The organism is Aeromonas sp. R7-5 (assembly GCF_040908015.1).
GTDB classification, from domain to species: Bacteria; Pseudomonadota; Gammaproteobacteria; order Enterobacterales; family Aeromonadaceae; genus Aeromonas; species Aeromonas caviae.
In genome coordinates this window covers 309678-324402 of the sequence record NZ_JBFOCZ010000033.1, presented here as the reverse complement: position 1 = coordinate 324402, position 14725 = coordinate 309678, and the positions used below count along the sequence as shown (strand labels likewise).

At 61.3% G+C, this 14725-nt stretch carries 13 protein-coding genes and 8 tRNA genes; 14 read left to right on the top strand and 7 right to left on the bottom strand.

Annotated elements, in window-relative coordinates; translation table 11 throughout:
- Positions 1-128: 128 nt before the first annotated feature.
- The 10 genes from pth to AB5Y53_RS16875 all read left to right on the top strand — a co-directional run bounded on the left by pth (position 129) and on the right by AB5Y53_RS16875 (position 3018).
- A complete protein-coding gene (gene pth, locus AB5Y53_RS16920) occupies positions 129-725 on the top strand; it encodes an aminoacyl-tRNA hydrolase (protein WP_041215615.1) in 597 nt (198 codons plus the stop codon).
- 131 nt (positions 726-856) lie between these two features.
- The gene (gene ychF, locus AB5Y53_RS16915) at positions 857-1948 is read left to right on the top strand and encodes a redox-regulated ATPase YchF (protein ID WP_010673843.1); all 1092 of its coding nucleotides are present in this window, start codon (positions 857-859) and stop codon (positions 1946-1948) included.
- Between the two features lie 235 nt (positions 1949-2183).
- A tRNA-Met gene (locus tag AB5Y53_RS16910) sits at positions 2184-2260 on the top strand.
- Positions 2261-2268: 8 nt separating this feature from the next.
- A tRNA-Gln gene (locus AB5Y53_RS16905) sits at positions 2269-2343 on the top strand.
- 42 nt (positions 2344-2385) lie between these two features.
- Positions 2386-2460, top strand: a tRNA-Gln gene (locus AB5Y53_RS16900).
- Between the two features lie 41 nt (positions 2461-2501).
- A tRNA-Gln gene (locus AB5Y53_RS16895) sits at positions 2502-2576 on the top strand.
- Positions 2577-2615: 39 nt separating this feature from the next.
- Positions 2616-2692, top strand: a tRNA-Met gene (locus tag AB5Y53_RS16890).
- 46 nt (positions 2693-2738) lie between these two features.
- Positions 2739-2813 (top strand) — tRNA-Gln (locus tag AB5Y53_RS16885).
- Positions 2814-2849: 36 nt separating this feature from the next.
- Positions 2850-2926: transfer RNA gene (locus AB5Y53_RS16880), tRNA-Met, on the top strand.
- Between the two features lie 8 nt (positions 2927-2934).
- Positions 2935-3018: transfer RNA gene (locus AB5Y53_RS16875), tRNA-Leu, on the top strand.
- Between the two features lie 232 nt (positions 3019-3250).
- Here the strand turns inward: AB5Y53_RS16875 and AB5Y53_RS16870 are convergent.
- Positions 3251-5083 (bottom strand): SLC13 family permease, encoded by a 1833-nt coding sequence (locus AB5Y53_RS16870; RefSeq protein ID WP_201968680.1) that lies wholly within the window; start codon positions 5081-5083, stop codon positions 3251-3253.
- A gap of 270 nt (positions 5084-5353) precedes the next feature.
- On the opposite strand from AB5Y53_RS16870, the gene yqfB reads away from it, so the two are divergent.
- From yqfB to AB5Y53_RS16855, 3 genes are all read left to right on the top strand, one after another.
- Positions 5354-5686 carry a N(4)-acetylcytidine aminohydrolase gene (gene yqfB, locus AB5Y53_RS16865; protein WP_368182644.1) on the top strand — a complete coding sequence of 111 codons (333 nt, stop codon included), beginning with the start codon at positions 5354-5356 and terminating at the stop codon, positions 5684-5686.
- Between the two features lie 87 nt (positions 5687-5773).
- Positions 5774-6694, top strand: a complete 921-nt coding sequence (locus AB5Y53_RS16860; protein WP_368182642.1) for an alpha/beta hydrolase — start codon at positions 5774-5776, stop codon at positions 6692-6694.
- Between the two features lie 61 nt (positions 6695-6755).
- Positions 6756-7142, top strand: coding sequence for a DUF1622 domain-containing protein (locus tag AB5Y53_RS16855; protein WP_010673839.1), 387 nt, complete (start codon positions 6756-6758; stop codon positions 7140-7142).
- Between the two features lie 104 nt (positions 7143-7246).
- Here AB5Y53_RS16855 and AB5Y53_RS16850 read toward each other — a convergent pair whose 3' ends face one another.
- A complete protein-coding gene (locus tag AB5Y53_RS16850; RefSeq protein ID WP_368182639.1) occupies positions 7247-8611 on the bottom strand; it encodes an MDR family MFS transporter in 1365 nt (454 codons plus the stop codon).
- Between the two features lie 164 nt (positions 8612-8775).
- Between AB5Y53_RS16850 and AB5Y53_RS16845 the strand changes: the two genes are divergently transcribed.
- The gene (locus AB5Y53_RS16845; RefSeq protein WP_368182637.1) at positions 8776-9402 is read left to right on the top strand and encodes an HAD family hydrolase; all 627 of its coding nucleotides are present in this window, start codon (positions 8776-8778) and stop codon (positions 9400-9402) included.
- A gap of 39 nt (positions 9403-9441) precedes the next feature.
- Here the strand turns inward: AB5Y53_RS16845 and AB5Y53_RS16840 are convergent, their stop codons facing one another.
- The 5 genes from AB5Y53_RS16840 to AB5Y53_RS16820 form a co-directional block, all read right to left on the bottom strand.
- Positions 9442-9693, bottom strand: coding sequence for a hypothetical protein (locus tag AB5Y53_RS16840; RefSeq protein ID WP_039039590.1), 252 nt, complete (start codon positions 9691-9693; stop codon positions 9442-9444).
- Positions 9694-9873: 180 nt separating this feature from the next.
- Positions 9874-10671 carry a DUF1338 domain-containing protein gene (locus AB5Y53_RS16835; protein WP_103259708.1) on the bottom strand — a complete coding sequence of 266 codons (798 nt, stop codon included), beginning with the start codon at positions 10669-10671 and terminating at the stop codon, positions 9874-9876.
- Positions 10672-10740: 69 nt separating this feature from the next.
- The gene (gene astD / locus AB5Y53_RS16830) at positions 10741-12210 is read right to left on the bottom strand and encodes a succinylglutamate-semialdehyde dehydrogenase (RefSeq protein WP_368182635.1); all 1470 of its coding nucleotides are present in this window, start codon (positions 12208-12210) and stop codon (positions 10741-10743) included.
- Positions 12211-12277: 67 nt separating this feature from the next.
- Complete coding sequence (astA, locus tag AB5Y53_RS16825) at positions 12278-13297, bottom strand: arginine N-succinyltransferase (protein WP_039039587.1); 1020 nt, start codon at positions 13295-13297, stop codon at positions 12278-12280.
- 75 nt (positions 13298-13372) lie between these two features.
- The gene (locus AB5Y53_RS16820) at positions 13373-14590 is read right to left on the bottom strand and encodes an aspartate aminotransferase family protein (RefSeq protein ID WP_279989853.1); all 1218 of its coding nucleotides are present in this window, start codon (positions 14588-14590) and stop codon (positions 13373-13375) included.
- Positions 14591-14725 lie beyond the last annotated feature (135 nt).

Sequence of the window (14725 nt, the reverse complement as noted above, 5' to 3'; positions counted from 1 at the left end):
CCTTCTGTCCGGCTTTTCCCCGACCTTGCCGCACTTTGGTTGAGTGATCGTCACTCGGCGGCTAGAATATTGCGTCCCATTGCCCCGGGTCATCCGCCCATGGCAAGTAGCGAGTGAAGACATCAAGCGTGACAAGTCAAATCAAACTGATTGTCGGGCTGGGTAATCCCGGCCCCGAATATGCCAAGACCCGCCACAATGCGGGCGCCTGGTATGTGGAGCAACTGGCACGCTGGCACAATGTCAGCCTGCGCGAAGAGCCCAAGTTCTTCGGCCACACCGCCCGCTTCCTGGTGGACGGGCAGGATGTGCGGCTGCTCATCCCGAACACCTACATGAATCTCTCCGGCAAGGCCGTGGCGGCGCTCGCGCGCTTCTACCAGATCGCCCCGGAGGAGATCCTGGTGGCCCACGACGAGCTGGACCTGCCTCCCGGCATCGCCAAGTTCAAGCAAGGGGGCGGTCACGGCGGCCATAACGGCCTCAAGGACATCATCGCCAGGATGGGCAACAACAATAACTTCTTCCGGCTGCGCCTTGGCATCGGCCATCCGGGCGCCAAGGAGCTGGTCGCCGGCTTCGTGCTGACCAAGGCGCCCAGCAGTGAGCAGAGTCTGATCGAGGCCGCGCTGGACGAATCCTTGCGCGCCACCGACATCCTGTTCAAGCAGGACATGACCAAGGCCATGAATCGCCTGCACAGTTTCAAGGCCGAGAAAGTCTAGGCCTTCAGCCTGCATCGCCAGGCAGTTCAAGATGACCGGCCCCTGGCGAGATCCCTCGCCTCGGGGTCAAGCAACACGACACGGGCCGCCCGCGCGGCCCCTTGAAGCATCCATCAACAAGGTAACAATCCATGGGTTTTAAATGCGGTATCGTGGGCCTGCCCAATGTAGGCAAATCCACCCTGTTCAATGCGCTGACCAAGGCCGGCATCGAAGCCGCCAACTTCCCGTTCTGCACCATTGAGCCGAACACGGGTGTGGTCCCCATGCCGGATCCCCGCCTCGACCAGCTGGCGGCCATCATCAATCCGCAGCGTGTCGTGCCGACCACCATGGAGTTCGTGGACATCGCCGGCCTGGTGGCCGGTGCCTCCAAGGGCGAAGGCCTTGGCAACCAGTTCCTCGCCAACATCCGTGAAACCGAAGCCATCGGTCACGTGGTGCGCTGCTTCGAGGACGAGAACATCGTCCACGTGGCGGGCAAGGTCTCCCCGGCCGACGACATTGAGGTGATCAACACCGAGCTGGCCCTCTCCGACCTGGATGCCTGCGAGCGCGCCATCAATCGCCAGTCCAAGCGTGCCAAGGGCGGCGACAAGGATGCCAAGCTGGAAGTGGAAGTGCTGGAGAAGATCAAGGTTGCCCTGGAAAACGGCCAGATGATCCGCGGCATGAAGCTGGACAAGGATGAGCTGGACGCCGTCAGCCACCTCAACTTCCTGACCCTCAAACCCACCATGTACATCGCCAACGTGGCGGAAGATGGCTTCGAGAACAACCCCTACCTGGATCAGGTCCGTGAGATAGCCGCCGCCGAGAACGCCGTTGTCGTGGTCGTCTGCTGCGCCATCGAGGCGGACATCGCCGAGCTGGACGACGAAGACCGCGCCGAGTTCATGGCGGATCTGGGCATCGAGGAGCCGGGCCTGAACCGGGTGATCCGCTCCGGATACGAGCTGCTCAAGTTGCAGACCTACTTCACCGCCGGTGTGAAAGAAGTGCGCGCCTGGACCATTCCGGTAGGCGCCACCGCCCCGCAGGCCGCTGGCAAGATCCACACCGACTTCGAAAAAGGCTTTATTCGCGCCCAGACCATCGCCTTCGACGACTTTATCACCTACAAGGGTGAGCAAGGCGCCAAGGAAGCAGGCAAGATGCGCGCGGAAGGGAAAGACTACATCGTCAAGGATGGCGATATCATGAACTTCCTGTTCAACGTCTAACCCCATGAGAGGCCAGCATTTGCTGGCCTCTTTTTTATCTGGCCAGAGGCGCGATCTGGGTGCGAATGTCGTAAAAAAAACCAGATTGTTGGGCTTTTGCACGACAGCGACCAATAACTCGCCAAACGCACCCAAATTCGTTTTTTCAAACAAAAAAAGGGTTGACGCCCCAGAGCCAGATACGCATAATTCCGGCCGCACAGTGACGAGGCAACGACTCACTGGAAGCAAGGTTGGCTATGTAGCTCAGTTGGTTAGAGCATCGCACTCATAATGCGGGGGTCACAGGTTCGAATCCCGTCATAGCCACCATCTCTAGTTGGGGTATCGCCAAGCGGTAAGGCAGCGGGTTTTGATCTCGCCATCCCTAGGTTCGAATCCTAGTACCCCAGCCATTTTTTGAATGATGTTTGATGATCTCTGTCAGGCATCGTCGTTGGGGTATCGCCAAGCGGTAAGGCAGCGGGTTTTGATCTCGCCATCCCTAGGTTCGAATCCTAGTACCCCAGCCATTTTTGAATGATGTTTGATAGTCTCTGTCAGGCATCGCTGTTGGGGTATCGCCAAGCGGTAAGGCAGCGGGTTTTGATCTCGCCATCCCTAGGTTCGAATCCTAGTACCCCAGCCATTTTTCTGTTCTCTTCCACGTTTGTGGTTGACGACAAACGGCTATGTAGCTCAGTTGGTTAGAGCATCGCACTCATAATGCGGGGGTCACAGGTTCGAATCCCGTCATAGCCACCATGTTTGAAAAACGTTCCTTCAATCATCCGATTGCAAAGAACACTGTTGGGGCATCGCCAAGCGGTAAGGCAGCGGGTTTTGATCTCGCCATACCTAGGTTCGAATCCTAGTGCCCCAGCCATTTTTGCTTGTATTCGACGCAAGTCGTGCACAAGACGGCTATGTAGCTCAGTTGGTTAGAGCATCGCACTCATAATGCGGGGGTCACAGGTTCGAATCCCGTCATAGCCACCATTATTCTTGCGGAAGTGGCGAAATTGGTAGACGCACCAGATTTAGGTTCTGGCGCCCTAGGCGTGAGAGTTCGAGTCTCTCCTTCCGCACCATCGAAAGCAGTACCAAACAGACCAGCTCAGGCTGGTTTTTTTGTATCCGGCGTTTGCCGCTCTTCTTCCCCTCTCCACGCCATCGCACGCCTGCAACGCCACCTCATGTCTCAACGGCTGCGCCTTGTGCTCTCCTCTGCTACGCCTCTCGCGTGATGCCGCCCTTTTCATCTCGCTGAGCGCTGCAGGCAATAAAAAGGCGGCCCGCAGGCCGCCATATCGTTTGCTGTCGTCAGAACGGGAAGAACCAGGGGATGGCGATGACGCTCACCACCATCACCAGCAAGGTGAAGGGCACGCCGATGCGCACGAAGTCCATGAACTTGTAGTTGCCCGGGCCCAGCACCAGGGTGTTGACTGGCGACGAGACCGGCGTCATGAAGGCTGCCGAGGCGGCGATGGCGATGGTCATGGCAAAGGGATAAGGCGACACCCCCATCTGATGGGCCGTCCCCAGCGCGATGGGCGCCATCAGCACCGCCGTCGCCGTGTTGGAGATGAAGAGCCCGATGACGGCACAGAGCGCGAAGAGGCTGGCCAGCATCACCCTGGGGCCCATCTCCCCCACTGCCGAGATGAGCGCGCCGACGATGAGATCCACCCCGCCGGTCTGCTGCAATGCAAGGGCAAAGGGCAGCATGCCCACGATGAGGATCAGGGTCGGCCAGTGGATGGACTTGTAGGCACTCTCCAGATCGATGCAGCGGAACTTGCCCATCAGCAGGCAGGCGATGAGCGCCGCGATCACGTTGGGTACGGGATCCGTCACCATCAGTACTATCATGACCCCGAGGGCAATCAGGGCGTGAATGGCCTGGCTGCGGGCAGGCGCCATCTCGTCCACTTCCGCAGGCAGGCCCAGCAGCAGAAAATCGCGATGATGGGTCTGCAACTGACGAATGAGGCTCCAGTTCCCCACCACCAGCAGGGTATCCCCCATCTGCAGCGCCTCGTCCACCAGCTTGCCGGTCAGCGCCTCTCCATCCCGGCGGATCCCCACCACGCTCAGACCGTAACGGGAACGGAAGGTCACCTCGCGGATGCTCTTGCCGAGCAGCCGGGAGCCGGGGATGAGGGAGACCTCCGCCATGCCCACCTCCCGCGCCTGATCGGAGAAGTATTCGCCGCGCAATATCATGGGCTCGAGCCGCGCCTCGCTGCAAAACTCCCGCACATCCACCTCGGGATCCGACATGTCGATGAGCAGCACGTCCTTGGCCTGGAACTCGGTCACCCCGGTGACACTGACCATCACCCGCCTGAACTTGCGCCAGCGCTCCATCCCGATGACGTTGGCCCCGAAGCGGGCACGCAATTGCAGCTCGTCGAGGGTCTGGCCGATCAGGGGGGAGTCGGGCCGGATCGCCAGTCGGCGTGCTCGCCCGGCCAGTCGGTAGTCACGGATGAGATCCCGCATGGTGCTGCGTCCCATCTGCTTGCCCTTGCCCTCCTCTCCTTCACGCACCAGACGGTTGCGCATCAGCAGCATGTAGAGGATCCCCATCCCCAGAATGATGACGCCCATGGGAGTGAAGCCGAAGAAGCCGAACCCCTGGATGTCGTGGCGCATCAGTTCACTGTTCACCACCATGTTGGGAGGGGTTGCCACCAGCGTCATCATGCCGCTGATAAGGCCGGCAAAGCCGAGCGGCATCATCAGTCTGCCCGCCGGGATCCCCATCCGGTTCGCCACGCTCAGCACCACGGGGATGAAGATGGCCACCACCCCGGTCGAACTCATCACGGCCCCCAGGGTCGCCACCGCCACCATCAGCAGCACCAGCATGCGGGTTTCGCTGCTGCCAGCCACCTTCACCAGGGTATCTCCCACCTGATAGGCGATGCCGGTACGCACCAGCCCCTCCCCCACCACGAACAGGGCGGCAATCAGAATGACGTTGGGATCGCTGAATCCTGCCAGCGCCTGCGGCAGGGTCAGGGTGCCGCTCAACACGAACAGGATGATGATCAACAAGGCGACCACGTCCATGCGGACCTTGTTGGTAATAAACAGGAGAATGGCACCCACCAGCATGCTGAGCACCCAGATCAACTCGGAATTCACACTTGCTCCTTTTGTTCAACGTCAACCACGGCCGGCCTCGGACGCCATCAGACCACAGAGCCCGTCCCCCTGATTTGTTACATATCAAGAAAGAGGAGGCCGCATCATCTCACATTCAGGTTCAGTTGCGGCCATTTTACCGGTCCGTGAACGCAGTCGGTCGCCCTTCACATGTCGGGGTAAAAAGTGCTGCACGTTCCCCTTGCCCCTCCTAAAATGGGCCCGCCGCGGCCTGAGCCGCCCTCTCACTCCTTGCCCTTCGGAGACGACATGACCCAGCACACCCCGGCCTACCCGGCATTCACCTTCTTCAGCCGCTTTGTCGCCGACATCCAGGCTGACCGAAAGACCATCACCATCCGCGACGAGAGCGAGGCAAACTGGCAGCCCGGCCAGCGCCTGGCCCTGTTCACCAACCCGGAACACCAGCCTTTTGGCACCATTGAAGTCATCTCGGTCAAGGCGGTCGCCTTCGAGGAGCTGACTGACGAGCACGCCCGTCAGGAGAACATGACCCTCCCCGAGCTTAAAGATGTGATCCGCGATATCTACCCCGCACTGCCGCCCCTCTATGTGATTGAATTCGTGCTGATTGAAGCCTGATTTTGTGAGCTACCTCAGCTAACGCCGGTTGCGCTCACGGGCCAAAAGCGCACAATAACTGTTTTTATATACAGTTATTGGTGTCTTATGGAAAAACAACTCGAACCGGCCATCGCGGCCATGGTGGCAGACTTCATCGCCGCAGGTCGTCCCAAGGTGAGCCAGCTGAGCTGGCAGGCGCGCCGTGACGGCTACCTTGCCTCTGCCCTGTTGGGGGGTGAGCGGGAAGAGGTGGGCGCCATCGAGGAGTGGCAGGCCGATCACCACGCCATCCGCTGCTATCGGCCCGCAGACAAACCGGCCCCCGCGTATCCGGTGCTGATCTATTTTCACGGCGGCTGTTTTGTCAGCGGGGATTTCGAGACCCACGATCGCCAGATGCGGATGCTGTGCAACCGGGCCAGCGCCCTGATCTTCGCCGTACACACCCGCCTCGCCCCGGAACACACCTATCCTGCGGCTCACGACGATGCGCTGGCCGCCACGCGGGCCATCATGGCCGAGGTGGAGAAATGGCATGGGGATCCGGCACGTCTCGCCATTGCCGGCGACAGCGCAGGGGGTCATCTCGCCCTGGTCACCACCTTGCGGCTCAAGGCTGCCAGCGCCCCCTTGCCCAAGGCCCTGCTGCTTCTCTATCCCATGCTGGATGCCCTCTGCGTGAGCCAAAGCTACCGCGATTTCGGTGACGACTACCTCATCACCCGGGACATGCTCGAAAGCGGTTTTCACGCCTACCTTGGCAGCCTGCCCCCCAGCCATCCCGAAGCCAGCCCGCTCCACCATCCCACCCTGTCAGGATTGCCGCCGACCCATATCGTCACGGCGGAATATGATCCGCTGCGCGACGAAGGGGAAGCCCTGTATGGCAAGCTGGTGCAGGCTGGCGTCGATGCCACTTGCCAGCGGCAGCATGGCGTCATCCACGGCTACTTCCAACTGGCGGCCATCAGCCCTGCCGCTCGTCAGCTCATCGACCAGATAGCCATGATGCTCAGAAGACTCTGAGTTGGAACCGGCCCCCAAGCCGTGTTAAAAGTGTCTCTTTTGAATCAGGGAGGTAACCCGAGTGTTCGAGATAGCGAGCCTGAAAGAGGGCATGATGCACGGGGTGGAGCTGTTCCAACTGCTGCTGGAGATCATCTCCATCGCCTGCGTGGTCATCGGCCTTGGCAAGACCCTCTGGCTGGCGGCCAGAGTGCGGGATCACGAGCCCGGCTTTCCCCGTATCCGCCTCTGCTTCGGCAGCTGGCTCATCCTGGCGCTGGAGTTCCAGCTCGCCGCCGACATCCTTGCCACCACGGTGGCCCCCAGCAAGGAGGAGCTGGTGCGCCTCGCCATCATCGCGGTCATCCGCACCTTCCTGAACTACTTCCTCGGCAAGGAACTCGATGCCCAGGCCGAGCGCCAGCAACCCGAGCCTGTCAGGTCACCTTCCCGCCCCGACGCCCGATGAGCGGGCTGAGTGGCACAAGGCCACGACACGGAAGGAAAAGCACCTGCCTGATCCCATGAAGAGGGCTCCCCGCGGGGAGCCCTCTTTGTATCCGATAACAACCATCAGGCGTGCTTGCTGGCCAGCTCGTGGCGTTTCAATGCCAGCAAGGTGACCAGCAGGGCGGCGGTGGCGATCAGCGCCATGCCGATATAGGTGGCGCTGAAACCGGGTGCCAGTTCGGCCGGGCTCAGGCTGACCAGATTGGGGCTGCTGCCTGCTGGCAGGGCGGCATGGAACAACACGGCGCAGATGGCGACACCGACCGCCCCACCCAGCTCCCGGCCGAAGTTGAACAGGGACATGCCGATGCCGCGATCTTCCCGCGGCAGGGCATTTTGCACCACCACCGACAGCGCCGGCAGCACCAGACCCAGCCCCAATCCGGCAAACCCCAGTCCCAGTCTGGCCCAGAGGTCGAAGTGGATCTGCCACAGGGCCAGCGCTGCCAGGGCAAAACCTGCCACCACGAAGCGCCGGTAGTAACCGGTACGGCCGATCAGCTTGCCGCCGACGAAGGCCCCCGCCGTGATGCAGACCATGAAGATCACCATGATCCCGCCACTGTCACTGGCACTCATCCCCTTTTGCCACTGCATCTGCAACGGCAGGTAGACCAGCACGGCGAACATCAGCAGTTGCGAGGCCAGCGCCAGCAGCACGCTCACCAGATAACTGGGCAACCGGGCCAGATGAGCCGGTAATATGGGATCGTGGGCCCGCCGCTCCACCAGGATCAGCAGCAACAAGGCCGCCCCCAGCGCAGCCGCGAGCCAGACGGCGGGCAATGCCGCCTCCGGAGAGAGCAGCAACAGGGTGAGGGTGGTGACCGTGATGAGCAGTGCCGCTCCCTTCCAGTCGAAGCGGCTGTGGCGACGCACATTGAGGTGACCCAGATTGCGGTTCACCAGCCAGAGGGCGATAGCGCCGAGCGGCAGATTGATCCAGAAGATCCAGCGCCAGCTGAGCTGCTCGGTAAAATAGCCACCGAGCAGCGGGCCTGCGATGCTGGAGACCGCATAGACCGCCGAGATATACCCCTGATACTTGCCCACCTCCCGTGGCGGAATACAGTCGGCGATGACGGTGAAGGCGAGCGCGATCAGCCCCCCGCCCCCCAACCCTTGCAGCACGCGGGCGGCCAGCAGGGTCGGCAGATCCTGGGCCAGGGCGCAGGCCACTGATCCCGCCAGAAACAGGCCGATACCGATGTTTAGCATGCGTACCCGGCCGAACATGTCGCTCAACTTGCCATAGATGGGCAGGGCCGCAGTGGCCGCCAGCAGATAGGCGGTCACGACCCAGGTGAGGGCGGCACCGGCGTTCAGCTCAACCCCTATGATGGGCAAGGGCGTGGTGACGATGCTCTTTTCCAGTGAACCCAGGGCGATCACCAGGGCCACGCTCGAGAAGATGGTTTTGGGGGACATAGGCAGGCTCGCTCATGTGAGATATCGGCACAGGGGGTGCAAGGCACATTATTGTCTCATAAATCATTAGCCGATGGTCAAAACCACTGCCAACCATGATGAAGGTCGCGACATCTGCGAGCCGGATCTGCTAGGGTGAATCTTTGCCGAAGAGGACGCCCCCCATGCCCCAGTCATCCCCCTGCGATCATCACCAGAGTGAACAGCCCCGATTCGACGAGTACGACGCCCTGATCTTCGACATGGATGGCACCCTGGTGGACTCCATGCCTCTGCACCTGGATGCCTGGGAAATCACCAGTGCCGAGTTCGGTCTGCCGTTTGATCGGGCACAGCTCAACGAGTACGGCGGCATCCCCACCCGCAAGATAGTGACCATGCTGGCAGAACAGCACGGGCTGACCATCGACGTGGAAGCCTTTGCCCGGCGCAAGGTGGCCCTCTACCTGGCACGGATCGACGACGTCCGGGTGTTTCCCGCCATGTGGGAGCTGGTCAGGCAGTACCACGGCAAGGTGCCCATGGGCATAGGCACCGGCTCAACCCGGGAACATGCGGCGCACATCCTGCGTCAGACCGGCCTCGATGCCTTCATTCCCGTGCTGGTGAGCGCCGACGACGTGACCAACCACAAGCCTCACCCCGACACCTTCCTGAGAGTGGCCGAGCTGCTCGGCGCCAACCCCGCCAACTGCCTGGTGTTTGAAGACACCCGGATAGGCATTCAGGCGGGCAAGGCCGCCGGCATGACCACCTTGCTGGCCACCGAAGGGGCACTGCAACGGATGTGAGCGGTGCGGGCCCATCCTAACCGACGGGCCCGCACCAGCTTACTCGGCCTCATTCTCCCCCTCCTTCCCACCTGCCGGTGCCGGGCCGTCCGGCCGCTCAAATCCCAGATCTGACATGCAGTTGTCAAATTCCGACTCCCCCGGTTTGCCATGCTCCTTGCAGCTCTCAAACGCCGCTTTCATCTCGGCCGACAGCTCGTGCGGAGGCTTGGGCGGGGTACGGCTGCCCTGATCGCCCGCTGCGGCGGTCAGAGTAGTGAGGGAAAACAGCAAAGGCAGAACAATCTTCATGGCATGACTCCAAAACGGGTGGCATACACCGGCATGGTGCGGCGATGGCCCACGGCAGCGGGCGGCATCATGCTAGCGAATCGCCGCGAACTGATGGGTCAAGGGGAGGTAAAGAGGGTGTCAGGTCGGCGTAAATCTATAAAAAACGCCCCAGGCGGGGCGTTGTTTTCATGGCGGCCATTACATGGCGTTGGTGGATTCGAAGATCTTGTCGGCCGACGCTTCGACGAAGCCAGGGTAGAGCACGCCGTCGGCCTGCGGGTAGCGCAGGGCAAACTCGTAGAAGCAGCTCGGGATGGTGCGCACGCCGTCGCTGAAGGGCACCTCGGCCTTGTCTGCCATGGTGGAGGATTGCTCCAGCATCACCTCGGGATCGCCCTTCACCTCGCCGCCAACGGTGTTAAGCACGAAGCCTGCCGCCTTGAGCGCCGCATTCACCTGCTGGATGGTGTCGAAGTCCTTCAGGCGGTTGATGTTGACGGTGAAGTGGTTGGCACGATAACCCCAGGCGGCCATCCAGGCGGCATACTCGCTCTCTGCCAGCAGGGTCTGGTAGTCGGTGTGGGAGACCTGCCAGGGCGCGCCGGCGTAGAGGAAGGCCGGGGTGTCGGTGAGGTGATCGGGTACCTGATCCACCAGCTTGTGGATGATGGCCTGGGCAACTTCGGAGAGCTCTTCCACCTTCAGCTCGCTGATGAACACCTTGGGTGCATCAGGATCTTTATGCTCGAAGTGTTTGGCATAGAGCTTCTTGGCCTTGAATACATACTCGCCCTTCTCTTCATACCCCAGGGCGCGGAAGTGGGCCGCCAGTTTCTCGAGACCGAGCTTGGGCAGGTTGTAGGTCCGAAACGCCACGTGATCGTTGATGATGGGGGCACCGCCGCCCAGCAGTTGATGAACCTTATGAGCACTGGGGGTGACCTGAATGTAGTTGTCCCACAGATGGCCAAACAGGGTGTCGATATCCTTTTGCATCTCTCTTTCCTTTGATTGCGGGTACAGACAGGGGCACCTGTTCAGTGCCCCTCTTTTATTTTCTTGTTATCAGAAGGTCAGACCGGGAGACAGTTGATCCGGCATAGCAGCCTTGCTGTCTTCGACGGAGGCGACCGGGTAAGCACAGTAGTCGGCGGCGTAGTAGGCGCTCGCCCTGTGGTTGCCGGAGGCACCGATGCCGCCGAAGGGGGCGGCACTGGAGGCGCCGGTGATGGGCTTGTTCCAGTTGACGATACCGGCACGGATCCGCTTGAAAAAGTGGTTCCAGTCCGCTTCGTTGTCACCGAGCAGACCGGCCGAGAGACCGAAACTGGTGGCGTTCGCCTTCTCGATGGCCACATCGAAGTCGTCGTAGCGAATGAGCTGCAGCAGCGGGCCGAAGTACTCTTCATCCGGCAGCGCACTGACCGCGGTCACGTCTATGATGCCCGGGGAGACAAAGCCGGTGCCCGCTTCCAGGTGCTTGAGGGCAAGCAGGCTTTCACCACCGAGGCGCTGCAGGTTGGCTTGCGCCTCGACCATGCCGAGTGCGGCCTTCTCGCTGATCATGGCGCCCATGAACGGCTGCTCGGCGGCGTCATAGAGGCCGACCTTGATCTGGCCGACCACCTCCACCAGGCGCTTGACCAGGGCATCGCCCCGCTCGCCGCGCTCGACAAACAGACGGCGCGAGCAGGTGCAGCGCTGGCCGGAGGTAATGAAGGCGGATTGCACGATGGCATGAACGGCGCCGTCGATGTCGCTCACATCTTTCACGATCAGCGGGTTGTTGCCACCCATCTCCAGTGCCAGGATCTTGCCCGGCTGGCCGGCAAATTGCTGATGCAGGAAGTGGCCGGTACGGGAGGAGCCGGTGAAGAAGAGGCCGTCGATGTCCGGATTGCCGGCCAGCGCCTTGCCGGTGTCGACCTCCCCCTGCACCAGGTTGAGCACCCCCTCGGGCAGCCCCGCCTCCTGCCACACCTTGACCATGGCTTCAGCCACCATGGGGGTCAGCTCGGAAGGCTTGAACACGACCGCATTGCCGGCGATGAGCGCAGGCACAATGTGGCCGTTGGGCAGGTGGCCCGGGAAGTTGTAGGGGCCGAACACGGCCACGACGCCATGGGGCTTGTGGCGCACGAACGCCTTGGCGCCCGGCATGGGGTTTTCCACCGTGCCGGTGCGCTCGTCATGGGCACGGATGGAGATGGCAATCTTGCCCTGCATGGCCGCCACTTCGGTGCGGGTCTCCCACAGCGGTTTGCCGGTTTCACGGGCGATGGTCAGGGCCAGCGCCTCCTTGTGCTCGCCGAGCAGGTCGGCATAGCGGCGCACGATGGCAAGGCGCTCTTCAAGGGCCAGATCGGACCAATGGTAGAAGGCCGTGCGGGCCGCCTTGACGGCCGCATCCACCTGGGACTGGCTTGCCGCCTCACCACGCCAGATCACCTCGTTTTTGGCCGGGTCGATGGATTCGAACGGCTTGCCTTCACCGGCCAGCCACTGGCCATCGATAAACTGGACTAAAGACATCATCAATTCACTCCCTGTGGGTACGCAGGCCGCCTCGGCAGCCTGTCTCAATGCTGTGCTGCGGGGCGGGTCAATCCAGATCGACGACGCGCACCATGTCGCCATTTTCCACCTTGAGGGCGGCCGCCATCTTGGGCGGAATGATGGCTTCGTGCTTGTCCAGATCGACCCGGATGTTGCCGTAGCAGGCGCGGTATTGCTCGAACCTGGTGTTGCAGATGAGGTAGGTATGGCCACCGATGGGCTCACCCACCAGCACCGCCAGCTTCTGGCTGCGGCGCACGCTGCGAATGTTCTTCACCTCGCATTCGACGGTGGGGCCGGCGTCGAAGATGTCGACATAACCGCGATTCACGAACCCCTCATCCTGCAGCATCTTGAGGGCAGGCCGGGTCTTTTCGTGGGTCTTGCCGATGACGGCGCGCGCCTCGTTGCTCAGCAGATTGACGTAGATGGGGTACTTGGGCATCAGCTCGGCGATGAAGCGCTTCTTGCCGATACCGGTGAGATAGTCGACGGTGGGAAAATCCATCGAGAAGAAATGTTTTTGCAGCCACTCGTAGAAGGGGCTGTGGCCGTTGCCATCGGAGACACCACGCATCTCGGCAAAGACGGTACTGTCAAACAGCTCGGGGTGTTCGGCCATGAACAGGAAACGGTGCTTGGAGAGCAGACGGCCGTTGAGCCCCTCGCGGGCGCATTCACGCAGAAACAGGGTGCAGAGCTCGGAATTGCCGGTGTAGTCGTTGGAGAGGGTGAGGGTTTCCACGACATTGTAGATGCCGAGCTTGGGAGAGGAGTGCACCACCTTGCCGATGTGATAGTTGTAGAACGCCTGGGACAGGCCGACCGCCGCGTCGATGGCGCAGGTACCAACCATCTCCCCTGTCTCCAGATCCTCGGCCACGAAGAAATAGAGGCACTCGCCCTTGCCGGCGGGCTTGTCCAGGAAGGTCTGGGTCGAGGCATCGATCTTGCGTTGCAGCAGCTCGTCGTTGACCGGCAAGGATGTCATGCCGGTGCCGGATTCGATGGCACAGGTCTTGAGACCGGCGAAGTCGCGCTGCTCGATAGGACGGATAACCAACATAAATGACAACTCCCTTTCATTGACGACAGGTGGGGTCCCGGCTCCTGCCGGGAGGGCTCCCCACCTCAATTTGGATCAGGCGTTGACCACCTGAGCGACCGCTTTCTCGAACCGGGCCAGCCCTTCCTTGATGTCCGCTTCCGGGATCACCAGGGAGGGGGCAAAACGCACCACGTTGGTACCGGCAACCAGCGCCATCAGGCCCTGATCGATGGAGGCCAGCAGGAAGTCGCGGGAGCGGCCCTTGAAGTCATCGTTGAGCACGGCGCCCAGCAGCAGGCCCTTGCCGCGCACTTCGCTGAAGCAGTGGTACTTGGCGTTGATGGCTTCCAGCCCTTCGCGGAACAGCAGCTCGCGCTGCTTGATGCCGCTCAGCACTGCCGGGGTGTTGACCACGTCGATCACCGCCTCTGCCACGGCACACGCCAGCGGGTTGCCGCCGTAGGTGGAGCCGTGAGTGCCCACTTTCAGGTGGGAGGCGATCTCGGTGGTGGTCAGCATGGCGCCGATGGGGAAGCCACCGCCCAGCGCCTTGGCGCTGGTGAGGATGTCCGGGGTGATGCCCAGACCCATGTAGGCAAACAGCTCGCCGGTACGACCGACACCGGATTGCACCTCGTCATAAACCAGCAGGGCGTTGTGCTTGTCGCACAGCTCGCGCACCCCCTTGGCAAACTCGTCGGTGGGGCTGATGATGCCACCCTCGCCCTGCAGCGGCTCCATCACCACGGCGCAGGTGTTGTCGGAGATGACGGCAGCCAGCTCCTCCAGGTTGTTGTAGGCGACGTGGGTGATGTCGGCAGGCTTGGGACCGAAGCCATCGGAGTAGGCAGCCTGGCCGCCGACGCTGACGGTAAAGAAGGTACGGCCGTGGAAGCCCTGGTGGAAGGCGATGATCTGGGTCTTGTGGGCCCCGAACTTCTCGATGGCGTAGCGGCGGGCCAGCTTGAGGGCCGCTTCGTTCGCTTCGGCGCCGGAGTTGCAGAAATAGACCTTCTCGGCGAAGGTGGCGGCGACCAGTTTCTTGGCCAGGCGCAGGGCCGGCTCGTTGGTCATCACGTTGGAGAGGTGCCACAGCTTCTCACCCTGGGATTTCAGGGCCTCGACCAGTTTGGGATGGCAATGGCCCAGGCCATTGACCGCGATCCCGCCCGCGAAATCCACATACTCGCGGCCTTCCTGATCCCAGACACGTGACCCCTCGCCGCGCACCGGGATGATTTTGGCCGGCGCATAGTTGGGAACCATCACTTCATCAAACACTTCACGTGTCACTGCCAACAACTCTGACATATTGCTCTCCTGCTATCTCGCGGCAGAATAATCCACCGCCCAAAAGTTAAATCCGTGTAAACGTGGCGGAATTATCACAGAAAAAAAGTAAAAAGTCTGTAACTTAACCGCCTATAAGGAACAATGTTCGATTGC